Consider the following 22605-nt stretch of genomic DNA (forward strand, 5'->3'; position numbering starts at 1 on the left):
CTTTCCGCTAAATCCTTTTTACAGGGGCAATTTTTTCACCTTCACCGCCACGTTTTCCGGTCCCAAGAGCTCCTTCAGCCGCGCCAGCAGCCCCTCCTCCAGCGCCACATTGAACTCTTCATGCAGGCGGACCAGGCGCTTGTCGCCGGCGTAAAAGAGGAACACCGGGGTTTCCCCGGGGGCCCGCTTGAGTTCCCGCTCTATAGCGCCGAGCGCCGCCTTCTGCCCCGGCTCCAGCTTGAGGTAGAGCTCTTTTGCTCCGGTAAGCGGCCAGACCTCGTCCGCCAGCACCTTGGCCGCCTCTTCTTCCCGCCGGGCCACGCGCCCGCGCACCAGCACCAAGCCGTCCGGCGTAAGGAGCGTCCGGGCGGCGGCAAAGGTGCGCGGGAAGACGACCGCCTCCAGGGTGCCGGTGAGGTCCTCCAGGGTGACAAAAGCCATCGGATCCCCCCGCTTGGTGGTTATCCTTTTCACCGCCGTCACCAGCCCGCCCACCACCACCGCCGTCCCCTCCGGCAACTCGTTAAGCTCGCTGCTTTCGGCCGTAGCCACCTGGCGCAACACCTCCGCCTGGGCCGCCAGCGGGTGCCCGCTGAGGTAAAGCCCCAGCGCTTCTTTTTCCCAGGCCAGAAGCTGCGCCGGGTCCACCTCCGGCAGCTCCGGGAGGGGCGTCGCCAGCGGGCTTTGCGGCAACAGGTCCCAGATCAAACCCTGGCCGCTGGCGCGCTCGCGCTGGTAATGCTGGGCGCTCTCCAACACTGCCTCCAGGGCGGCCAGCTGCTGGGCACGGTTGCCCGGCAGGGAGCTTAAGGCCCCGGCCTTGATGAGGCTCTCCAGCGTGCGCTTGTTGTTGCTGTGCAGGTCAATGCGCCGGCAGAGATCTTCCAGCGAGCGGAAGGGGCCTCCCTTTTCCCGGGCGGCGACAATGCCGGCCATGGCCGCGCGGCCGGCGTTCTTGATGGCCGCCAGCCCAAAGCGGATGCCGCCTGCGTCCACGGTGAAGTCCACCTGGCTGCGGTTCACGTCGGGTGGGAGCACCGCAAGCCCCAGGCGGCGGCACTCTTCGCAGTAGAGGGCCACTTTGTCGCTGTCCTCCATAATGCTGGTGAGCAGCGCCGCCATGTACTCCGCCGGGTAGTGAGCCTTCAGGTACGCCGTCTGGTAAGCCAGGAGGGCGTACGCGGCCGAGTGGGACTTGTTGAAGCCGTAGCCGGCAAAGTACTCCATGAGTTCAAAGACCCGTTCCGCCGTCTCGCGCTCCACCTCCAGCCGGGCGGCGCCGGCCAGGAAGCGTTCCCGCTGCGCAGCAAGCGCCTCGGGCTTTTTTTTGCCCATGGCACGGCGCAAGAGATCGGCCTGGCCCAGGGTAAAGCCGGCCAGGCGGCTGGCGATTTGCATCACCTGCTCTTGGTACAGGATAACGCCGTAGGTTTCTTTGAGTATAGGCTCGAGCAGGGGATGAAGGTACTCCACGGGCTTCCGGCCGTGCTTTCTGGCGATAAAGTCCTCCACCATGCCGCTCCCCAGCGGCCCGGGCCGGTAGAGCGCCACCAGGGCGGTGAGGTCCCTTAGCTCCGACGGCTTCAGTTCCTGGATGAGCGACCGCATCCCGGGGCTTTCCAGCTGGAACACGCCGCCGGTGGCCCCGGCGCTGAGGAGCGCGTAGGTGGGGCCGTCGTCGAGCGGCAGCTCAGCCAGGTTCAGGGCTTCACCGCGTCCCTTCTGCACCAGCTGCACGGTCCCCGCCAGCACGGACAGGGTGCGCAGCCCGAGAAAATCCATCTTAAGAAGCCCGATCTCCTCGATGGTCTCCCACGGGTACTGGGTGGTGACCGCTCCCTCGCCCGTCCTTTGCAGCGGCACGTACTCCACAAGCGGCCGCGCAGCGATCACCACGCCGGCGGCGTGGGTAGAGGCGTGGCGCGGCAGCCCCTCCAGTTTGCGCGCCGTGTCGATGAGTTTTGTCACCCACTCCTCGCGCGCGTAAAGCTCAGCCAGCTCGGGGCTCTGCTCCAGGGCGCTGTCCAAAGACACCCCCAGTTCAGCCGGTACCAGCTTGGCAATGCGGTCAACCTCGCCGTAGGGCAGGTCGAAGGCGCGCCCGGCATCGCGGATCGCAGCGCGGGCGGCCATGGTGCCGAAGGTAATGATCTGGGCCACGTGGTCGGCACCGTAGGTGGCCGTAACATACTCAATCACCTCGTCCCGGCGGTCGTCGGCAAAGTCGATGTCGATATCCGGCATGCTCACCCGTTCGGGGTTGAGGAAGCGTTCAAAGAGAAGCCCATGGGCCAGCGGATCGATGTCCGTAATGCCCAGGGTGTAGGCCACCAGGCTCCCGGCAGCCGAGCCTCGCCCCGGCCCCACCAGTATCCCCCGCTCGCGGGCAAAGCGTACAAAGTCCCAGACGATGAGAAAATAGCTGCTGTAACCCATGCGGCGGATAATGTCGAGTTCACGGCTCAGCCGTTCTTCCTCGTGCCGGCCGGGGGACCGGTAGCGGCGCCTGAGCCCTGCCTCGCAAAGTTCCTTAAGGTACGTCTCTGTCGTTTTCCCCGGCGGCAAAGGAAACTCCGGCAGGTGCAGCTTCCCCAGCTCCAGCTCTACGTTGCAGCGTTCCGCGATGGCCAGGGTGTTCGCCAGTGCTTCGGGGACCTCGGCGAACACGGCTGCCATCTCCTGGGGTGACTTCAGGTAGAACTCCTCTGTCGGGAAACGCAGCCGGCTGGGGTCGTGAACGCTCTTGCCCGTCTGGATGCACAGGAGAATGTCGTGCGCCGCCGCATCCTCCGGGCGTACGTAGTGTACGTCGTTGGTGGCCACCAGCGGCAAGTCTTCCTGGCGGGCCAGGCGCACCAAGGCCGCATTGAGCTCCGGCTGCCGCGGCAGGTTTTGGTCCTGCAGCTCCAGGTAGAAGTTGCCCGGTCCAAAGATATCCCGGTACTCCCCGGCCACGCGCCGCGCCCCCTCCTCGTCCCCGGCCAAAAGCCGCGCCGGTACTTCCCCGGCCAGGCAGCTGGAGAGGGCGATCAGGCCGTCGCTGTACTCGGCCAAGAGCTCCCTGTCCACCCGCGGCTTATAGTAAAAGCCCTCTAAGAAGGCCCGGCTCACCAAGGCCATCAAGTTGCGGTACCCACGGGCGTCGGCGGCGAGCAGCACCAGGTGGGCCAGGTTATCGTCCTGCCGCGGCGTCCGGTCGCGCCGGGTGCGCGGCGCCACATAAACTTCGCAGCCTAGAATGGGCTTCAGGCCGGCTGCGCGGGCCGCCTTATACAGGTCCACACACCCGTACATCACACCGTGGTCCGTAAGGGCCAGGGCCGGCATGCCGTAACGCTGGGCCTGCGCCACCAGGTCGCCGATGCGCCCGGCACCGTCGAGCAGGCTGTACGCGCTGTGGACGTGTAGATGAACAAATTCGGCGCTCATGTTCATTCCCCCCGGATTCTCTCGGAGGTAATTCCACAAGCGCCCCCCACCCTTCCTGCCTAGGTCAGCCTTTTTATGTTCTCTTGCGCCTCCGTCCGGAAGTAACCCTCGGGGTAACTCTGGGTGTAGAGCTCAAACCTCCGGCGCGCCTCCGCCGGCCGGCCCAGTTTCTGCGCGAGCAGCTGCGCGCTGGTGAAGAGCCCCACTTCTCCCAGGAGGGTTCGCGGGTAAGCCGCAGCCAGGCGGCTGTAGTACTCGTACGCCCTGGCATAAGCTCCCACCTGTTCGGCGCTGTAAGCGGCCCCGTACAGGGCATCCGCCTCCAGGCGGTGGCCGGTCGTCGCCGTAAACACCTGCTCGTAAGCCTGGATGGCTTCCTCATACTTCTCCAAACGAAGACGGCTTTCCCCGATGAGAAACCAGGTTTCACCCGCCAGGCCGGGCGGCGGGTTGTCCGCAATCAGGGCCTGCCCCAAGGCCTCGGCCTCCTCGAAGCCGGCGCTGCTGCCCCGGCGAAAGGCATCCGCCACGGCGATAAAGCGGGGAAAGAAGCTGGTGTCGCCGCCATAGAGCGCAATAAGATCCAGCTGCTCCCGGGCGTATGTCGCAAGGCCCCCGGGGAGTCTGTCACGACCCAGGGCGGCACGGTAGTGCGCGGCGGCAGCCGGCAGGTTACCGTACTTATAATAGTAAATGTCCGCCTGCTGCAGCTCGTAAAGGCCGGCCTCGGGACGCCGGGGGTACCAGCGGCTGAGCCAGGCGTAAAGCCGCAGGGCACGCTCCAGGCGGCCGTGGAGGAGCGACTCTTCCGCCGCGTACTGCAAGGCCGGCGGCAGCGCCAGCCGGGTGCCGGCCAGCAAGGCACCCAAGAGCAAAAGCACCAGGAGTGAGGTTCGTAACCGTGGGCGCACGGCAAACCCCCCCTTCTCTCCCCTGGCCGTAGTTTTTCTAGGAGGAAGGGGGGTTATTCCCGCGCTTTTGCGGCTAATTTCCCGGTAGTTGACCGCCCATAAGGTCCCGCACATGAATGTTGACGCCGGGAGGGGTAAAAAGGAAGATCGACGCGCCGACCTTCTTCAGGTTCCCGTCCAGTGCGTAGGTGGCACCGCTTAAGTAGTCCACCAGGCGCTGCGCCGTCGCCAGCGGTAAACCCTCCAGGTTCACCACCACGGCCTGCCCCTCTTTAATTTGAGCCGCTATCGGTTCCGCTTCGGCGAACGAAGCCGGCCGGCGTACCGCCACCCGCACCTCGCCCGGGGGCGGATCGAGCACATCGCCGCCTTCGTCTGCGCCGGCAGCCGTGCCTTGCCGTTTACCCACCAGCGAGCGCACCTTTTTCCAGAGGTCGGGCATCCTTGTCACCCTTCCCGCTTCTCTCTTTGACCAGGCCGCAGGGCCCGCTCTGCGGCACCGGCATCAGCCGGTGCGGTTCAGCGCACCTCGGACAGGACCGCATGGAGCCGGGCCAGGCCTTCGTCGATGGTGGCAAGCGACGTGGCGTAAGAAAAGCGCACGTAGCGGTCGTCGCCGAAGGCCGCTCCTGGAACCACCGCCACGTGGGCCTCCACCAGGAAAAGCTCCGCGAGGCTTACGGAACCGGTGATTTTTTGCCCCCGCAGCGTCCGCCCAAACAGGCTGGCGACGTCGGCAAAGACATAAAAGGCTCCTTCCGGCGTGCCACAGCTCAGGCCGGGCAGCGCGTTGATCCCGGTCACCATGCGCTGGCGGCGGCGGGCAAACTCGGCCAACATTTGCTGCACGGGTTCCTGGGAGCCGGTGAGCGCCGCAACAGCGGCCTTCTGGGCGATCGAGTTCGGGTTTGAGGTGGCATGGCTTTGGATGTTGGCCATGGCCTGGGCCAGTGCGCGCGGCGCAGCCGCGTAGCCGATGCGCCAGCCGGTCATGGCGTAGGTCTTGGAGACGCCGTTGATGGTTACAGTAAGGTCTTTCACCTCCGGGCCGAGGGCGGCAACGCTGGTGAAGGTGGCTCCGTCGTAAAGCAGCTTTTCGTAAACCTCATCCGAGATGATCACCACGTCCCGGGGCACCAGGATCTGCACCAGCTCTTCCAGCTCCCGGCGCGAGTACACTGCGCCCGTGGGGTTGTTGGGCGAGTTGATGAAGATGGCGCGGGTGCGCTGGGTAAGCGCCGCCTTGAGGTCGGAAGGAGTGAGTTTAAACCCGTTCTCGGCCCGCGTCGGCACAATAACCGGCACGCCGCCGTTCAGTTTCACCATCTCGGTGTAGCTTACCCAGTAAGGAGCCGGGATAATAACCTCGTCGCCTTCATCAATAAGCGCCTGGAGAGCATTATAGATGGCATGCTTGGCGCCATTGGCGACCACCACGTCCCCGGGCGCATACTCCAGCCCGTTGTCGCGCTTGAGCTTGGCGCAAATGGCTTCTTTGAGCTCCGGGATGCCGGCCGCCGGGGTGTAACGGGTGAAGCCTTCGCGGATGGCGGCAATGCCGGCCTCAGCGATGGGCGCGGGCGTGTTGAAGTCCGGCTCGCCCACGGTGAAGGAAAGGACATCAATGCCCTGTTTCTTCATTTCCTTGGCCCGGGCATTCATGGCCAAGGTGGGGGAAGCGCCAATCCCCTGAGCACGCTGCGCAAGTCTCATGTTCGATTCCTCCTCTTTTCTTTTGCTTTATAGCTGGCACCTGGAATACCCACAGGCCGGACACACAGCGCAACCGCCGGCGCCCGTGAGGGCCGAGCCGCACTCGGGACAGCGGGCGGCCGCGCTCTCCGCCAGCGAGCTCCCGGCGGCCGGCGTTCCCTCCGGCGCCGCAGGGGGACCCAGGTTAAGCACCTGTTCCGTCCGGCTGCGGTCACGGTAAACGGTTACGCCCTTACAGCCCAGGCCGGCGGCCAAAAGCAGCACCTCGCGCACATCCTCCGGCCGCGCACTCTGCTTCAAGTTCACCGTCTTGGCCACAGCGTTGTCGGTGTACTTTTGGAAGGCCGCCTGCATGCGCACGTGCCAGGCGGGGGCGATGTCGTGCGCCGTGACAAAAACTCGCTCCACATCCGGCGGCACCCCGGGCAGGCCCCGGATGCTCCCACGGTGCGCCAAGCGGTCCAGCAGGTCCGGGGTAAGGAAGCCGCGCTCCTGGGCCGCCGTCAGGAAGAGCGGGTTGAGCTCCGGTAGCTCCTCTCCCCCCAGCACGCGGCGCACGTAGGCCAAAGCGAAAAGGGGCTCGATCCCGCTGCTCGTGCCGGCCAGGATGGAAATGGTGCCGGTGGGGGCGATGGACGTGAGGGTGGCGTTGCGCAGCTTTTCCTTGCCCGCATAAATGCTCTTTTCCCAGTTGGGGAAAGGCCCCCGTCGCTCCGCCAGCTCGCTTGAGGCCCGGCGCGCCTCACGGCGGATAAAGGCCATCAGCTGCGCGGCCAGGTCGGTGGCGGCCTGGCTGTCGTAGGGCAGGGAAAGCTGAATAAGAAGCTCGGCCCACCCCATGACGCCCAGGCCGATCTTGCGGTTGCCCCGCGTCACGGCGGCGATCTCAGGCAGCGGGTAGCGGCTTACATCGATCACGTTATCCAGGAAGTGAACCGCCAGGCGGGTCACGCGCCCCAAGCGTTCCCAATCCACCTCCGGCCCCCGGGCACCCCGGCGCACCATCCGGCTCAGGTTAAGCGAGCCCAAGTTGCAGCTTTCGTAAGGCAAAAGCGGCACTTCACCACAGGGATTGGTGCTTTCAATCCGGCCCAGGGCCGGCGTGGGATTATCTTGGTTTATCCGGTCGAGAAACACCACCCCCGGTTCCCCGGTGGCCCAGGCCGTGTTCACAATGAGGTCGAACACCCGGCGTGCCGGCAGGCGGCGCACCGTGCGGCCGGTGCGGGGATTAATCAAGGCATATTCCTCGTCGGCCCGCAGGCGGGCCAGGAAGTCCGCGGTTACACCCACGGACAGGTTAAAGTTGGCAAAGGCTCCTTCCTTCTCTTTGGCGGTTATGAACTCCAAAATGTCCGGGTGGTCCACGCGCAGGACGGCCATGTTCGCCCCGCGCCGCGTGCCACCCTGCTTGACGGTTTCGGTCGCAACATCGAAGACGCGCATAAATGAAACCGGCCCGCTGGCAATGCCCTGCGTTGAGAGTACCACATCGTTCTTCGGCCGCAGGCGCGAAAAAGAGAACCCGGTGCCGCCGCCGCTTTTCTGGATAAGCGCCATGTTCTTGACAGCCTCAAAGATGCTCGCTATGGAGTCTTCCACCGGCAGCACAAAGCAGGCCGCCAGCTGTCCCAGCTCCCGGCCCGCGTTCATCAAGGTGGGCGAATTGGGCAAAAACTCCAGGCGCGCCATGGCGGTGTAAAACTCTTCTGCCAGCGGCTCCAGGGCCGCCGCCGGGTCATACCGGCGGTCGGCCGCGGCCACTGCAGCAGCCACCCGCCGCAGCATTTCAGCCGGCGTCTCGCTGACCCGGCCGCCGGGGCCGCGCTTCAGGTAGCGCCGCTCGAGCACTCGCCGGGCGTTGGGTGAAAAGCGCGGCTCGATCGCGGTCATGATGCAGCTCCTCTAAGGCAGGCCGGCAACCCGGACCAATACCTCCCGGGTGCGCGGGCCGTCAAACTCGCAAAAGTAGACACCTTGCCAACGGCCCAAGGCCAGCCTGCCGCCGCTGATGAGGAGCGTCACCGACGACCCAACCAGCGACGCCTTCACGTGGGCCGCGCTGTTGCCTTCGGCGTGCGCGTAGTCTGCCAGGTCGGGAACCAGCCGGCGCAAGGTTTGCTCTATGTCCGCTCGCACCGCCGGGTCCGCGTTTTCATTAAGGGTGATGCCGGCCGTGGTGTGGGGCACCGTGGCAAAGAGAACTCCCTCTCCGACGCCGCTTTTGGCTACCGCCTGCTGGAGTAACCCGGTGATATCCATAAACTCGCATTGTGCGCCCGTGCGCACGGTCACACGCTGGAGCACATTTTTCCCTCCTGCGCCCTAGTATTCCACGTCCGGGCAACTTTTTCCTTCCAGCAGAGCCTGGTTTGTTCAAAAGGTAAAAAAAAGAAAAAAGAGCCCCCTTAAAAGGAGGAGGCTCTCAGTGCACCTGCGGCAGCCGGCCCGCGCGCTCCGGCTTGCGTTTGCGGTAGTCCTCAACCACGTGCAGGCGGTTCGCCGCCCGCCGCACGGCGGCCAGGGCCTGGGCGTGTTGCTGGCGGTCGCGGGCGCACTCCAGCTCCGCCTGCGCCCGTTCCAGAGCGACCTGGGCACGGGCGACGTCGATCTCCTCCGCCCGTTCGGCCGTCTCGGCCAGAATAACCACCTTCTGCGGCATCACCTCGAGGAAGCCCTCGCTCACCGCCAGCTCTATCACCTGGCCGCCGCGCTTCAGGACCACCGGGCCCGTGCCCAGCTCGGTAAGCAGCGGCGCGTGTCCGGGCAACACGCCCAGGCTCCCCTCAATACCTGGGGCAATGACCCGCTCCACCTCGCCGCTGAAGGCGATCTTCTCCGGCGTCACCACATCCACCTTAAGCGTTTTGGCCATGGTTAGACCTTACCTTCCTGGAGCCGTTTGGCCTTCTCCACGGCTTCGTCAATGGTGCCCACCATGTAAAAGGCCTGTTCCGGCAAATCATCGTACTTGCCTTCCACAATCCCCTTGAAACCGCGGACGGTCTCGTGCAGCGGCACGTAGCGGCCCGGCAGGCCCGTAAAGGTTTCGGCCACAAAGAAGGGCTGCGACAGGAAACGCTGGAGTTTACGGGCACGCGCCACCACGAGCTTATCGTCCTCGGACAGCTCTTCCACACCCAGGATGGCGATGATGTCCTGCAGCTCCTTATAACGCTCCAGCGTCTCCTGCACCTTGCGGGCCACCTGGTAGTGCTCTTCGCCCACCACCCAAGGGCTCAGGATGCGCGAGCTCGAGTCCAGCGGGTCCACCGCCGGATAGATGCCCTGCTCAGCGATGCTGCGCGACAGCACCGTGGTAGCGTCCAGGTGGGAGAAAGTGGTAGCCGGTGCCGGGTCCGTCAGGTCATCCGCCGGTACGTAAACAGCCTGCACGGAAGTAATGGACCCCTTGCGGGTTGAAGTGATCCGCTCCTGCAGCGCCCCGAGCTCAGAGGCCAAAGTCGGCTGGTAACCCACCGCCGCCGGCATGCGCCCTAAAAGCGCGGACACCTCGGAGCCCGCCTGAATAAAGCGGAAGATGTTATCGATGAAGAGCAGCACATCCTGCCCCATCACGTCCCGGAAGTATTCGGCCATGGTGAGACCGGTCAGGGCAACGCGCAGCCTGGCTCCCGGCGGCTCGTTCATCTGCCCGTACACCAGCACAGCCTTGTCCAGAACGCCGGAGTTTTTCATCTCCAGCCACAGGTCATTTCCTTCACGGGTACGCTCGCCCACGCCGGTAAATACCGAGTAACCGCCATGCTCCATGGCCACGTTGCGGATAAGTTCCATGATGATGACGGTTTTGCCTACGCCGGCCCCGCCGAAGAGGCCGATTTTCCCGCCGCGCGGGTACGGCGCCAAGAGGTCGATAACCTTAATCCCGGTTTCCAGGATGTCGGTGTAGGTCTCCTGTTCCTCAAAGGCCGGCGCCGGACGGTGAATCGCCCAGTACTCGCTGGCCTCAATGGGACCCAACTTGTCGATGGGCTGGCCTAACACGTTGAGCACTCGGCCCAGGCAGGCCCGCCCCACCGGCACCGAGAGCGGTCCTCCTGTATCTATCACCTGCATCCCGCGCACCAAGCCCTCGGTGGAGGACAGGGCCACGCAACGCGCCAGGCCCTGGCCCACGTGGTGCAGCACCTCGGCGACGATTTCCACAGGTTTTCCTTCGGCATCCCGCTGGGCGGAATCTATGATCTTAACCGCCGTGTACAGGGGCGGCATCTCGCTCTCAGGAAACTGAACATCGATAACCGGCCCGATGACGCGGCGGATTTTCTCCACAACGCCTACACGCAAACCTCTCACTCCCCTCTCAGCCCGACTTCTTCTTTCAAGGCGTCGGCGCCGGCGATGATTTCCGTAAGCTCCTCTGTAATGGCCGCCTGGCGGGCCCGGTTGTAGGAAAGCGTCAGCTGCCCCAGGAGCTCCTCAGCGTTGTCCGTCGCGGCATCCATGGCCGTTACCCGCGCTCCGTGTTCCGCCGCCTTCGCCTCCAGGAAAATGCGATAAATAGTGGCGCTCACGTAGCGCGGCAGCAGGCGGTTCAGAACCTCTTCTTCATTCGGTTCCAGCTGGTAGATGCTGCGGTACGCTATAGGACCTTCCACCTCTTCGGTTTCCACCGGCAGTACCCGCCGCACCACCGGCTTTTGCGTCACTGCCGAGTAAAAGCGCGTATACACAAAGTAAACCGCGTCATAGCGGCCGGCGGTAAAATCGGAACTCACCCGGTCGGCCAAGGGCCGTACCGTCAGGAAGGTCACTTTGTCCGGGCAGCTGGGGTAAGTCGCCGCCAGCGGGTAGCCCAGCTCGTGAAAGAAGCGCCGGGCCTTGGCACCGACGGTGATCACCTCCACCTCCGCTTCGTCCTGGCCCACGGCAAAGGCGGCCTCGTGGAGCACGTTGGTGTTATACCCGCCGCACAGCCCCTGGTCGGCCGTCAGTACCACATAGCAGGCACGTCGCACCGGGCGCTCCTTAAGCAGCGGGTGCTCGAACTCCCCCTGCTGCGCCTCCAGGTCCCGCAGGATCTCACGGATTTTCCGGGCATAGGGGCGGGCCTCCTGTACCTGGCGCTGGGCTTTCTGCAGTTTGGCTGCCGAGATCATTTTCATGGCGCGCGTGATGTGCTCGATGTTCTGTACAACCTTGATGCGCCGCTTGATGTCGCGCAGAGTTTGCACTGCGCTCCCCCCCATCTATGCGCCGAAGCCGCGGAAGAACTCAGCACAGGCTTCTTTCAGGGCCGCCTCCGTCTCCGGCGTCAGCTTGCCCTCGCGCGCTATCGCGGCCTTAAGGTCCGGCTGCCGCTCGCTGAAGAACCTTAGGAGTGCCCGCTCGCACTTAGGCACATCCTGAGGATCCAGATCGTCCAGGTAGCCTTTGCCCGCGGCATAGAGCACCAGTACCTGGTCCTCCACCGCCAGCGGTTGGTATTGCTCCTGCTTCAGCACCTCCACCAGGCGCTCGCCGCGCTTCAGCTTGGCCTGCGTCGCTTTATCCAGATCGGCGCCGAACTTGGCGAAGGCCGCCAGCTCGCGGTACTGCGCCAGGTCTAGGCGCAGGCTGCCGGCCACCTGCTTCATGGCCTTGATCTGGGCGTTGCCGCCGACACGGGAAACCGAAAGGCCGACGTTGACCGCCGGGCGCACGCCGGCGAAGAACAGGTCGGTGTCGAGGTAAATCTGGCCGTCCGTAATCGAGATAACGTTGGTGGGAATGTAAGCCGACACATCGCCGGCCTGGGTCTCGATGATGGGCAGCGCCGTGAGCGAACCGCCGCCCAGTTCATCGCTCAGCTTGGCCGCCCGTTCGAGAAGCCGCGAGTGCAGGTAGAAAATGTCGCCCGGGTAGGCCTCGCGCCCCGGCGGGCGCCGAAGAAGCAGCGACATGGCGCGATACGCCACGGCGTGCTTGGACAAGTCGTCATAAACCACCAGCGCGTGTTTACCCTGGTACATGAACCACTCGGCGATGGCACACCCGGCGTAAGGAGCCAGGTACTGCATGGTCGGCGAGTCGCTGGCGGTGGCCGCCACCACCGTGGTGTAGGCCATGGCGCCGTGTTCGGCCAGAGTCTGCACAAGTTGGGCCAGGCTGGAGGCCTTTTGCCCGATGGATACATAGACACAGTAGACGTCTTTGCCCTTTTGGTTCAGGATGGTATCGATGGCGATGGCCGTTTTGCCCGTCTGCCGGTCACCGATGATGAGTTCGCGCTGTCCCCGGCCAATGGGCACCATGGAGTCGATGGCCTTGATCCCCGTCTGCAGCGGCTCGCGTACCGGCTGGCGGTCCACTATCCCCGGCGCCGGGCCTTCGACGGAGCGGTAGCCGGCAGGCATTATGAGACCCCGGTCGTCAATCGGCCGGCCCAGGGCGTCAACCACCCGTCCCAGAAGGCCCATACCTACGGGCACCTTCACCACACGCCCCGTCCGCCGGACTTCGTCGCCTTCCTTGATGTGGCTGTCCGGCCCCAGGAGCACCACGCCCACATGGTCCAGGTCCAGGTTCAGCACCTCGCCCAGGGTGCCGCCGGGGAACTCCACCAGCTCTCCTGTCATGGCACCACTCAGGCCCCGCACGCGCGCCACGCCATCGCCCACTTCCAGCACCCAGCCTACTTCAGCCACTTCGGGCGCCAGCTGGGTCTTGGCGATGTCCATCTGCACCACGGAGGCCACCTGCTGGAAATTGGTTCCTTCCTTGACTTCTTCTGGCAACTCTTTCTTCTTCAACAGGTTGGCTTGCAAGGCATCAAGCCGCCCGCGCACGCTGCCGTCAATTACTTTGTCCCCGATGCGGATCACCAGGCCGCCGAGGAGACTCGGATCCACCCTGAGGCTCAAAGCGTAGTGCTGTTTTACAGACTCCACAAGCTTACGGCGCAGTTTCCGCAGTTCTTCTTCGCCCAGCGGGGCAGCCGAGGTAACCTCCACGACCAGCTCCGGCTCCGCCGGCTTTTCCTCCTTAAAGGCCACGCTGCCTTGAACGCTCATACCTTGGCACCCCCACCGACACTGCGCAGGTCGAGGTTATCGAGGAAGTCGGACACCAGCTTCTTGCCGGCCTTTTCGTCCACCGACTGCTCCGCCACCTTGCTGGCGGCCAGGATGGCCAGGCTGACCACGTTCTCTTTGAGGTCCAGCAGGGCCTTCTCCTTTTCATGCTTAACCTCTTCCTGCGTGGCGGCGATGATGCGCTTGGACTCCTCGCGCGCCTGCTGGATGATCTCCCGCTTGGCCTTCTCCGCCTCGCGCACGGCGTTCGCAATGATCTCCTCGGCCTCGCGGCGGGCCTTCTTACGCTCTTCCTCACCGGCAGCTTTAATCTCGGCCAGTTCGGCACGCGCTTTTTCCGCCTGTTCCAGCGCCTCTTTAATAGTGTCGCGGCGCTTTTTCATATGGTTAGTGAGCGGCTTGTAAACAAACAGCCTGAGAACCAGAAGGACAATCAAGAAGTTTATTATGGTGTGCAGAAAGGTGGTAAGGTTAGGGCTCAAGAGTCCGCCTTCCATACGACCTTCCTCCTTTCACTTTACCATGGGTACGGATCGCTCCGGGCGCCGGCCGACCCCGTCGGCTACAGGCGGGCGACCAGCGGATTGGCGAAGATTAGCACCAGAGCGATAACGAAGGCGTAAATGGTGAGGGACTCAATGATGGCGATACCGATCAGCATCGTCATGCGAATGTTATCGGCCGCTTCCGGCTGCCGGGCAATGCCTTCCACCGCCCGGCTGATGGCCATGCCTTGACCAAGGCCGGGGCCGATGGTGCCGAGCCCGATAGCCAACGCGGCGCTAAGGATCGTGACTGCCAAGACGAGCGCCTTTGCCGTGATCACAACAGGTTCCTCCTTGTTCTAAAACTCGAGTCCAACGTACCTCTTATTCCTCGGTGGCTTGGGCAATGTAAACCATGGCCAGCATGGTGAACACCAAAGCCTGAATCAGCCCGGTAAAGAGGCCAAAAAGCGACATGGGCACCGGTACGACAAGGGGCACAATAAGGCCGAGCACCGCCACCACGATGTGCTCGCCGGTAATGTTGCCGAACAGTCGGAAGGCCAGTGAGAGCGGCTTCGTGATCTCTTCCATGATGTTAAGCGGCAGGAAAAGGGGCATGGGTTCCAAGAAGTGGTGCAGATGTGCCAGGCCCTTTTTGCTCAGACCATAGGCATGGGAAGCCAGAAGAACTATCACCGCCAAGGCCACGGTAACATTGATATCGCTGGTCGGCGACTTCAGGCCGGGGACAGCCCCCATCCAGTTGCTGAGTAGGATATAGAGGAACAAGGTGCCGAGAAAAGGAAAGTAAAGCCGGCCCTTCTCCCCCATGTTATCCTCTACCAGCCCCTCCAAGAGTTCCACCACAGTCTCCAGAGCATTTTGCAGGCGCCCTGGTATTGCCTGTAGGTGCCGGGTGGACAGAAAAGAAATCACCGCGATAAAGCCGCTCAAGGCGGTGCTCATCACCACTGTGCTGGTGACAGGGAGACCGTAAAACTCCGCCACCACTACAGGGCCCAGCTCTTCCATGTTCAGGTCACCCCCCTTTTTTCTTTGGGGCGCGCGGCAAGCCCAGAGCCCGCGCCCAAAGTACAACCTCGGGCAGCAAGAACCCGCCGGCCGCAGCCACCAGGCCGCGCAGCGAGAGGGAAGCCACCAGGTAAAAGCACGCAAAGACAAAACCGTAACGAGCCAAAAAATGGAGCAAAAAAAACACCTGAACCCGGTTGCGCCTCTTGGGCTGCAGACCGTGCTCAACAGTGAAGGTCAGAAGGCGGAGATTTACTATCCCTAGGGCCAGGCCGCCCAGGAAGAAGCCCGCTACCGCCGGAGAGACACCCATGGCCAACACGCCGGCGGCCATCGCCCCCAGGCCCAGGCTCACCCAGCCTGCCCGCCGGGTCAAACCCCAGAGCTTGTTCACGTTCTATCGAATCCTCTTCCGTTTAGCCGGCTTCGGTTTGGGTACCCGGGCGGCCATTTTGGCCAGCAGCTTGTACACATTCCACACCCCTGAGACCAGGCCGAAGAGAATGAGAGCAAAACCCCATCCTGCACTAAGCCCGTAGTGTTCGTTCAGGTAATTAGCCAGATAGGCGAAGAGAACAATGGGTGCCGCCAATCTGACGCCCAGATCCATGGCCACCCCGAAGCCTTCTACTATGGTTCCGCGCTTCTTCGCCATTACCAGCCCCCACTCGGCCGTCTACGGCGGCCATCCATTGGTTCCATCTTACAGTGACCATAATAGCACTCCGGCTGGGCTTTGACAAGGGGGTCAGCTTCCCTCCCAGCCTTCTCCCAGAACCTCGTAAACGCTGCCGACGATGACAAAGGCCTGCTTGTCACAAGCGGCCACCGCCTTTTTCAGCCGCGGCAGTTCAGCCTGCGTCACCACACAAAGGAGGGCGGACCGCGCCTGCCCGGTGTAGCCGCCTTCCACTTTGAACAGGGTGACCCCCCGCCCCATCTCTTCGAGAACGGCCTTTCGAATGGCTTCCGCCTCTTCGCTGATGATAAACGCCGCCTTGGCATAGGTCTCACCCTCTTGCACCAGGTCGATAACCCGGCTGGTGAGAAAGAGCGTGACGAGAGCGTATAACGCCAGCTCCGGGGAAAAGACAACCCCGGCCACGGTTATGACCAGGGAATCGATGGTGAGCAGGCCTTTCCCGTAGGAAAGCCGCAGGAAGCGATGTAGGAGAGCGGCAGCCAGGTCCGTGCCGCCGGTGGTACCGCCGGCGCGGAAAACGATCCCCATGCCGATGCCGCCGGCGATGCCGCCGTAAATGGCCGCCAAGAGGGTGTTCGTTGTCAGCGGCCCGAAGCGGGCGGTTAAGGACACGAACACGGAAAGCAGCAACGCCCCGGCCAAAGTGCGGACCCCGAAGCGGCCGCCCAAGAAATGGACCGCGGCGGCAAAAAGGGGAATGTTGATGGCCAGCATGGTGGGGCCTACCGGCCACCCCAATATGTAGTAAAGAATAGTGGCGACGCCGCTGACGCCGCCGGCGGCAATGCGGTTGGGAATGAGAAACAGGTTCAGCCCCAGCGCGGTTATCAAGGCACCGGCGCTGATCTGGGCCAGGTTCACCAGGCGTTCCCGCACGCCACTACCCCCTACTTCACACCTTGCGTCCTCAGTCTCTCCCCAACCGGTTGCTTCCATGCGAAGCGGGCGGCCCGGGCGCTACACCAGGCCGGCCACAAAGGCAGGCAGATCGGCCATGCGCCCCCGCCGGGTGGGAACTGCCTTGCCTCCGGCCGGAATGAGGAAATCTTCCACCAGGAAGGTCTTGATCCCTAACCGGCCCGCGACCATGTCTTCCCCGACGTCGTTGCCGATCATCCAGCACTCCTCCGGCCTGCGCCTCAGGAAGGTTAAGATTTCCTGGTAGTACTCCACGTGCGGCTTACAAAAGTGCATGTCCTCGTAGGCCGTGACAAGGCGAAAGGGATACTGGTCCAGGCCGCCCCAGGCCAGGCGGTGGCGGATCGCCTGGAGCGGGAAGACGGGGTTGGTAGCTACTACTACCTCCAGCCCTGCCGCCAGGGCCAGCTCTACCGCCTGCCGGGCCGCCGGGCTGGCCACCTCCGGGCCGCCCAGGCGCGGAAACTCCTCGGCGTAAAAGGCATCCAAGAGCGGCAGCACCTCAGCCGCCGGCAGGCCCAGCCGGGACAAGAAAGCCTGCATAAAGGCCTCTCGGTTGGTCACGGCCGCGTCCCGGTTACCCACCATGATCTCGGTACAGGCGAGAACGTGTCTCACCAGCGCCTGCGGGTCCACCAGGCGGCTGAAGCGTTTCCCCAGGGCCTGAAAGTAGCGTGGTAAAAAAGCCGCCATGTCCAGGCGAATCAGGGTACCATCCAGATCAAAGAGCAGTGTCTTCACCCGGTGACTCTTACCGCCCACCCGGTTCACTCTCCTTTGCCCGGCGCTCCCCTGCCCCCGGTGGGAGCAACGGTTCCCATTCCTTCACGGCGTCCAGCACGATCTTCTGCACGTCGCTGAACAGGCGGGCAAAACGCGCCTCTGCCTCCAGGTACTCCCGTGCCACCGGGTCCAGGAGGAGCAGGTCGGCCAGGCGCTGAAGCGCCTCCAGCTTTTCCGGCGGCAGGTCCACGCCTAAAAGCCTCTGCCCCTCCACCTCGAACTCCTTGGCCTTAAACTCTGTCACGCGTTTCAGCTTCTCCGGTTCCCGCTGCAGGGCGTCCTTGGCCTTGAGCAGGCGCTGAAACTCCGCGGAAGCGCGCAGGCTCCTGGCCAGCGCATGCGCCTCATCGTATACCTCCACGTCACACACCCCCATATAAAAGTCCACGTTCCTGCGCCGGCTTTCCGCCGCTCAGCGGCCGGTGAGACGCGCCATTGCGTCGGGTGGCGCATACAATGAAGCAGAGTCTCTATGGAAGGAGGCTAGTCGTCCATGGCTATCTACGTCGTCCAGCCCGGCGACAGCCTGTGGAGCATCGCCCGGCGTTTCGGTGTCTCGGTTGAAGAGATCATGCGCGCCAACAACTTGACCACCACTGAGCTCATGCCCGGGCAGGAGCTTGACATCGTCGCCGTAACCGAACCCACACCGCCGCAGGTCCCGCCCGCTGCCGTCACGCTGCATATTGTGCGGCCCGGAGAGACGCTCTTCAGCATTGCCCGGCGCTACCGGGTGCCGCTGGCCGCCCTGATTGAGGCCAACCCGGCGCTGGTTTACCCGGGCCTGGAGCTGCGCATCCCCGTTGCCGCCCCGCCGTCGGAACGACCGCCGGAGGAAACCCGGGAAAAGGAGTGCTTCCGCCTTACCCTCTCCACCGACCGCGCGCGGTACAGTCCGGGGATGCCGGTGACCATGAAGCTCACCAAAACCAACATCTGCCGCCGCAGTGAAGTCCTCACCTACATGACAGGGCAGCGTTATGAGTTTGAAATCCGCCAGGACAACCGTCTCATCTGGCGGTGGTCCGAAGGGCGTCCCTTCACCCAGCGGGTACAACGGCTGCGGGTCCGTCCCGGCGAAACCGAAATCTTCACCGAGAGCTGGCCGCAGGTGGACAGTGCCGGTCGCCAAGTAGAACCCGGCCGCTACCGCGTTGTAGCCTGGAACACCGCCCGCGAGCTGCGGGATGAGGTTGTGACCGTCTACTTGGAAATCAGGTAAGGCCCAGGGCGATTTCCGCCCGTACCTCCTCTGCCGTTTCCTGCTTTAGTTGTTCGGCCAGGGCCGCGCGGGCCGCTGCGCCCCCCACCCGGCCCAGGCTCCAGGCCGCAGCCGCCCGCAGTCCCGGCCGCGGGTCCCGCAGCAGGTCTGTAAGCAGCGGTACTCCGGCCGGGTCGCGTAAATTGCCCAGGGCGTAAGCGGCGTTGCGCTGCAGCACCGTGCGCCCGCGCCAGGCGATGGCCGTCCCGCCGTAGCGCGCGGCAAACTCGCGCCGGCCCAGGCTCAGGAACTCTCGCAGGTCCACCTCCGCCCCGGCCTGCGGCGCCTTCTTTACCAGCGGGCAGGCTGCCAGGCACGCATCGCAGCCGTACAGCCGGTTGCCCAGGAGAGGCCTTAAGGCACGCGGTACGCTGCCCCGGGCTTGGGTGAGGTAGGACAGGCACAAAGCCGGGCGCAGCCGGAACGGCTCGGCCAGCGCGCCCGTGGGGCAGCTCCAGCGGCAACGCCCGCAGCCGAGGCACTGCTCCGCCCGGGGCGAGTCTGCCTCCAGGGGAACGTTCACCAGCAGCCCCCCCAGGAAAAAGGCCGGCCCACCCGCCGGGTCGAGCAAAAAAGTGTTCTCGGCCAGGATCCCCAACCCCGCCCGCCAGGCCAGCGGCCGCTCCACGAGCGGTCCCGTATCCACAAAGGGGCGGCCCGCGCTCCCCGGAACTTCCGCTTCCAGAAAAGCCGCCAGCTCCTCCAGCTTACCTCTCAGCACCCGGTGATAGTCCGGGCCTGTCGCCCCGGCCGCCAGGCGCCCGGTGAGATCCTTGGGTGGCGGCACCGGGGCCACGGGATACGGCAGGCCCACCATGATGACCGCCCGGGCCTGGGCCCAAACCTGGCGGGGATCTGTGCGCAGCGCCGCGTCCGCCGGCACAAAGGGCGCACCTTCCCCCGCCTGCGCGCGGCTTTCCAGCCGGCGCCGCACGTCCAGGAGCGGCTCGGCGCCGGTTATGCCCACCGGTGCCAGGCCCAGCGCGCGGGCTTTTGCTTTGAGGCGTTCCGCAAGCGACACAGCTTCACCCTCTTGGGGCAGAAAACGAGCTTCTCCGTACGAAAAGCTCGTTTTCTGCCTTCCTGACTTTTCTATTATATAACTCATTCCTGCAACAGGCAACGGCGCTATTTTTTCGCCCCGACCACGTCATAGTAGCGCAGGCTGCGCACGTGCCGCGTATGGCTCCACTCACCGTTGTTTTTCTTCAGAAAACCGACCAGCGTCACCGGGATCCACGAATAGACGAAGATGGGGTAGCCTAGAAGCGCGGCAAATGTAACCGGCTTGTTGTCCAGCGTGGCGCAGATGAGCGGTATTAAGTATTGGAAAATGGTCACCGCCACCCAGATAGAGCTCGGTACCACCTGGGTAAACAGGTAGGTGTATTCCGGGAAGAGGTGCGGGAAGTTGCTCAGCACCATGAACACCAGGCCCAGGATGATGTAGATGGGCTGGAAAACGTGGAAAGCCCCGTCGATGAGCCGGAAGTTGCGGGTGACAATCCCTTTCCAGAGCAGCGGGAAAAAGTAGCGGTGGGCCACATCCACGTGCCCCTGCGCCCAGCGCACCCGCTGCCGCCAGGATTGGGCGAAGGTAAGCGGCTTCTCGTCGTAAACGCGCGCGGCATGGCACCAGGTGGTACGAATCCCCTGCAGCAGCGCCTTCATACTGAACTCCAGGTCCTCTGTCAGGCAGGTGGCGCCCCAGCCGTAGCGTTTCAGCACCGACGTGGCGATGCACATCCCCGTCCCGCCCAGGGCGCAGGAGAGGCCCAGGTTGTACTTGGCCAGGTGCCACATGCGATTGATCACCCAGAAAGCCAGGGCAAAGGAGCCGGCCACCCAGCTGTCACCCGGGTTCTTGGCATCCAGGTACCCTTGAATCACCAGCTCGCCCCTGAGCAACCGGTCGTTCATGTACCGCAGGAAATCCGTTGCCACCAGGTTATCGGCATCAAAAATAACAACGGCATCGTACTGCCGCCGTAAGCTGAAGAGCTGCCGGAACATCCATTCCAGCGCGTGGCCCTTGCCCTTTTTCGTTTGGTTGTAGCGTTCGTAAACCTGCGCGCCCTGCTTGCGGGCAATGGCGGCCGTACGGTCGGTGCAGTTGTCCGCGACGACGAAAACATCGTAGAGTTCGCGCGGGTAGTCCAGGAGAAACAAGTTTTCAACCAGCGGTCCAATCACCGCCTCCTCATTATGCGCTGCCACCACCACTGCGAAGGATTTCTCCGCTGGGCGGTGCTCTTCTTCACGCCGCAGCCGGAAACCGAACAGGGCGAGAAATAAGTAGTAAAAAGAGAAGAAAATGGTGATGAGCTGCAGGGGGACCATAATCACGTCAAAAGGGTGGCGCAACACCAAAACCCCTCCTTTCCCCTTGCCAGATCTGAGTATAGTTATCTTCTGGCAGCTTGTCAACATTTTCACCGGTTGGCAGGTCTTCCTTCGCCTGTCCGGGTTCGGCGGCATCACCATGTCCCGGGTTGCTCGTCCGATCCCCGCAGGCAAACTCCGCCCGCAGCCGCCAGCCCGCCTTATAATGATTCGCCCGCGGCCCCGGCTTTCCGTCGCAGAGATTCCGCCTCGCGGCGGACACCGGGCCTTAGGCCGGCGGCCGCCGCTCGTTCGCCGTTCGGGACTTCCACCCCATAGACAGCGCCCATACCGGGCGCACAAAAAACCGCCCCACGAGGGGCGGCTTGAGCACCTGCCTTCCTAAGCCTGCGGCCCGGCCTTTAATACTGCCGCCGGAACGGTGCCGAACTTCTCGACATTGGCGGCAAAGCGGGCCGCCAGAGCGCGGGCTGTCCGCGCGTAAGCCTCTTTATCCTCCCATGCCTCCTGCGGCCGCAGCACCTGCGCCGGGACACCGGGACAGCTTTGCGGTACCAAAACCTTGAAGATGGGGTCCGGGGTGCAGGGTACATCGCGCAGTTGGCCGCTTACCGCCGCCCGCACCATGGCGCGGGTGTAGGCCAGGTTCATGCGCTGCCCCACCCCGTAGGAGCCGCCTGACCAGCCGGTGTTCACCAGGTAAACATCGGTACCGTGCCGGTCGATGCGCCGGCCCAATAGTTCTGCATACACCGTAGGCGCGAGCGGCAGGAAGGGCGCCCCGAAGCAGGTCGAAAAAGTGGCCTGAGGTTCGGTGACACCGCGCTCGGTACCCGCCAGTTTGCTGGTATAGCCGGAGATAAACTGATACATGGCCTGCTCGCGGGTGAGCCGGGCAATGGGCGGCAACACCCCAAAGGCATCGGCCGTGAGGAAGATTATCGTGCGCGGGACGCCTCCCGTACCGCTCAGCACCGCGCCGGGGATGTGATCCAGGGGGTACGCCGCGCGCGTATTCTCAGTAAGGCTGTCGTCGGCGTAGTCCGGCAGGCGTGTCGCCGGATCCAGCACAACGTTTTCCAGAACTGTCCCAAAGCGGATGGCCCCCCAGATTTGCGGCTCGTGCTCTTGGGAGAGCCGGATGCACTTGGCATAGCAGCCGCCTTCAAAATTAAAGATGCCCTCGTCAGACCAGCCGTGCTCATCGTCGCCGATGAGGAAGCGCTGCGGGTCGGCGGAGAGGGTGGTCTTACCGGTGCCCGAGAGGCCGAAAAACAGGGCTACGTCGCCGTCTTCGCCCTGGTTGGCGGAGCAGTGCATGGAAAGGACACCCTTAAGGGGCAGCAGGTAGTTCATGACGGTAAAGACGGATTTCTTGATCTCCCCGGCGTAAGAGGTGCCGCCGATGAGCACCAGCCGCCGCTCAAAATCGAGCACAATGAAGGCCTCGGAGTTGGTCCCGTCCAGCGCCGGGTCGGCCTTGAACCCGGGGGCCGCAATGATGGTGAAGCCGGGCTCGTGGGCCTTTAGTTCCTCCGCCGTGGGCCGCCGGAACAGCTGGTGCGCGAAGAGGTTTTGCCAGGCCAGCTCGTTCACCACGCGGATGGGCAGCCGGTAGCGTGGGTCGGCGCCGGCGAAACCATCGAAGATGAAGAGCTCGCGCTGCTCGAGGTAAGCCAGGAGGCGCCGGTAGAGCCGCTCAAACCGCTCCGGCTCAAAAGGGGCGTTGTTTCCCCACCAGATGCGGTCGTGCAGTGCCGGCCTGTCCACTACGAACTTGTCGTGGGGTGAACGTCCGGTGTATTTGCCGGTGGCGACGCGCAAGGCACCGCCGGCGGTGAGCACGCCTTCGCCCCGGTGCAGGGCCGCCTCCACCAGTTCCGCCACGGAAAGGTTGCGGTGGACCTGCCCCGGGTGGTTGAGGCCCAGGTCTGCCAGCCCGTAGTCGGATTTATGCATCTGAACCGCCCTTTCTTGTATATTGTAT

The 22605-nt window shown here is 63.8% G+C and carries 22 protein-coding genes; 1 reads left to right on the forward strand and 21 read right to left on the reverse strand.

What is annotated here, in order from left to right; translation table 11 throughout:
* Nucleotides 1-18: 18 nt before the first annotated feature.
* The 18 genes from K5554_RS10895 to K5554_RS10980 all read right to left on the reverse strand — a co-directional run bounded on the left by K5554_RS10895 (nucleotide 19) and on the right by K5554_RS10980 (nucleotide 17375).
* Entirely contained in the window at nucleotides 19-3429 is a 3411-nt protein-coding gene (locus tag K5554_RS10895) for a DNA polymerase III subunit alpha (RefSeq protein ID WP_221038487.1), read from the reverse strand.
* A 59-nt stretch (nucleotides 3430-3488) separates the two neighbouring features.
* Complete coding sequence (locus K5554_RS10900) at nucleotides 3489-4340, reverse strand: tetratricopeptide repeat protein (protein WP_221038488.1); 852 nt, start codon at nucleotides 4338-4340, stop codon at nucleotides 3489-3491.
* Nucleotides 4341-4413: 73 nt separating this feature from the next.
* Nucleotides 4414-4782, reverse strand: coding sequence for a cell division protein SepF (locus K5554_RS10905; RefSeq protein WP_221038489.1), 369 nt, complete (start codon nucleotides 4780-4782; stop codon nucleotides 4414-4416).
* A 77-nt stretch (nucleotides 4783-4859) separates the two neighbouring features.
* A complete protein-coding gene (locus tag K5554_RS10910; RefSeq protein ID WP_221038490.1) occupies nucleotides 4860-6053 on the reverse strand; it encodes a pyridoxal phosphate-dependent aminotransferase in 1194 nt (397 codons plus the stop codon).
* Nucleotides 6054-6080: 27 nt separating this feature from the next.
* The gene (locus tag K5554_RS10915) at nucleotides 6081-7946 is read right to left on the reverse strand and encodes an adenosylcobalamin-dependent ribonucleoside-diphosphate reductase (protein WP_221038491.1); all 1866 of its coding nucleotides are present in this window, start codon (nucleotides 7944-7946) and stop codon (nucleotides 6081-6083) included.
* A 12-nt stretch (nucleotides 7947-7958) separates the two neighbouring features.
* A complete protein-coding gene (locus tag K5554_RS10920) occupies nucleotides 7959-8360 on the reverse strand; it encodes a secondary thiamine-phosphate synthase enzyme YjbQ (protein WP_221038492.1) in 402 nt (133 codons plus the stop codon).
* 118 nt (nucleotides 8361-8478) lie between these two features.
* Nucleotides 8479-8928 carry a F0F1 ATP synthase subunit epsilon gene (locus tag K5554_RS10925; RefSeq protein ID WP_221038493.1) on the reverse strand — a complete coding sequence of 150 codons (450 nt, stop codon included), beginning with the start codon at nucleotides 8926-8928 and terminating at the stop codon, nucleotides 8479-8481.
* 2 nt (nucleotides 8929-8930) lie between these two features.
* The gene (gene atpD / locus K5554_RS10930; protein WP_370636882.1) at nucleotides 8931-10364 is read right to left on the reverse strand and encodes a F0F1 ATP synthase subunit beta; all 1434 of its coding nucleotides are present in this window, start codon (nucleotides 10362-10364) and stop codon (nucleotides 8931-8933) included.
* Nucleotides 10365-10369: 5 nt separating this feature from the next.
* On the reverse strand, nucleotides 10370-11251 hold the full coding sequence (gene atpG / locus K5554_RS10935; RefSeq protein WP_221038494.1) for an ATP synthase F1 subunit gamma: 882 nt from the start codon (nucleotides 11249-11251) through the stop codon (nucleotides 10370-10372).
* A 15-nt stretch (nucleotides 11252-11266) separates the two neighbouring features.
* Nucleotides 11267-13069: a F0F1 ATP synthase subunit alpha gene (atpA, locus tag K5554_RS10940; RefSeq protein WP_221038495.1), complete on the reverse strand. Its 1803-nt coding sequence runs from the start codon at nucleotides 13067-13069 to the stop codon at nucleotides 11267-11269.
* On the reverse strand, nucleotides 13066-13587 hold the full coding sequence (gene atpF / locus K5554_RS10945; RefSeq protein ID WP_221038496.1) for a F0F1 ATP synthase subunit B: 522 nt from the start codon (nucleotides 13585-13587) through the stop codon (nucleotides 13066-13068). The genes atpA and atpF overlap by 4 nt, the downstream gene beginning before the upstream one ends.
* A gap of 65 nt (nucleotides 13588-13652) precedes the next feature.
* Nucleotides 13653-13913: an ATP synthase F0 subunit C gene (atpE, locus tag K5554_RS10950; protein ID WP_305038879.1), complete on the reverse strand. Its 261-nt coding sequence runs from the start codon at nucleotides 13911-13913 to the stop codon at nucleotides 13653-13655.
* 46 nt (nucleotides 13914-13959) lie between these two features.
* Nucleotides 13960-14610 carry a F0F1 ATP synthase subunit A gene (atpB, locus tag K5554_RS10955; RefSeq protein WP_221038497.1) on the reverse strand — a complete coding sequence of 217 codons (651 nt, stop codon included), beginning with the start codon at nucleotides 14608-14610 and terminating at the stop codon, nucleotides 13960-13962.
* Between the two features lie 7 nt (nucleotides 14611-14617).
* Nucleotides 14618-15004, reverse strand: a complete 387-nt coding sequence (locus K5554_RS10960; protein ID WP_221038498.1) for an ATP synthase subunit I — start codon at nucleotides 15002-15004, stop codon at nucleotides 14618-14620.
* A 3-nt stretch (nucleotides 15005-15007) separates the two neighbouring features.
* The gene (locus K5554_RS10965) at nucleotides 15008-15265 is read right to left on the reverse strand and encodes an AtpZ/AtpI family protein (RefSeq protein ID WP_221038499.1); all 258 of its coding nucleotides are present in this window, start codon (nucleotides 15263-15265) and stop codon (nucleotides 15008-15010) included.
* A gap of 93 nt (nucleotides 15266-15358) precedes the next feature.
* Nucleotides 15359-16189 carry a YitT family protein gene (locus tag K5554_RS10970; RefSeq protein ID WP_255565387.1) on the reverse strand — a complete coding sequence of 277 codons (831 nt, stop codon included), beginning with the start codon at nucleotides 16187-16189 and terminating at the stop codon, nucleotides 15359-15361.
* An 81-nt stretch (nucleotides 16190-16270) separates the two neighbouring features.
* Nucleotides 16271-16993 (reverse strand): HAD family hydrolase, encoded by a 723-nt coding sequence (locus K5554_RS10975; protein WP_221038501.1) that lies wholly within the window; start codon nucleotides 16991-16993, stop codon nucleotides 16271-16273.
* Nucleotides 16983-17375, reverse strand: a complete 393-nt coding sequence (locus tag K5554_RS10980) for a YlbF family regulator (protein WP_221038502.1) — start codon at nucleotides 17373-17375, stop codon at nucleotides 16983-16985. The genes K5554_RS10975 and K5554_RS10980 overlap by 11 nt, the downstream gene beginning before the upstream one ends.
* A 132-nt stretch (nucleotides 17376-17507) precedes the next feature.
* Between K5554_RS10980 and K5554_RS10985 the strand changes: the two genes are divergently transcribed.
* Nucleotides 17508-18236, forward strand: a complete 729-nt coding sequence (locus K5554_RS10985) for a LysM peptidoglycan-binding domain-containing protein (protein ID WP_221038503.1) — start codon at nucleotides 17508-17510, stop codon at nucleotides 18234-18236.
* Here the strand turns inward: K5554_RS10985 and queG are convergent.
* From queG to pckA, 3 genes are all read right to left on the reverse strand, one after another.
* Nucleotides 18229-19296: a tRNA epoxyqueuosine(34) reductase QueG gene (gene queG, locus K5554_RS10990; RefSeq protein ID WP_221038504.1), complete on the reverse strand. Its 1068-nt coding sequence runs from the start codon at nucleotides 19294-19296 to the stop codon at nucleotides 18229-18231. The genes K5554_RS10985 and queG overlap by 8 nt on opposite strands.
* 107 nt (nucleotides 19297-19403) lie before the next feature.
* Nucleotides 19404-20639: a glycosyltransferase family 2 protein gene (locus K5554_RS10995; protein ID WP_370636985.1), complete on the reverse strand. Its 1236-nt coding sequence runs from the start codon at nucleotides 20637-20639 to the stop codon at nucleotides 19404-19406.
* A 360-nt stretch (nucleotides 20640-20999) separates the two neighbouring features.
* Nucleotides 21000-22577, reverse strand: coding sequence for a phosphoenolpyruvate carboxykinase (ATP) (gene pckA / locus K5554_RS11000; RefSeq protein ID WP_221038506.1), 1578 nt, complete (start codon nucleotides 22575-22577; stop codon nucleotides 21000-21002).
* Nucleotides 22578-22605 lie beyond the last annotated feature (28 nt).

Origin of the sequence: Gelria sp. Kuro-4, assembly GCF_019668485.1 — a bacterium.
Classification (GTDB): Bacteria; Bacillota; DTU030; order DUMP01; family DUMP01; genus DUMP01.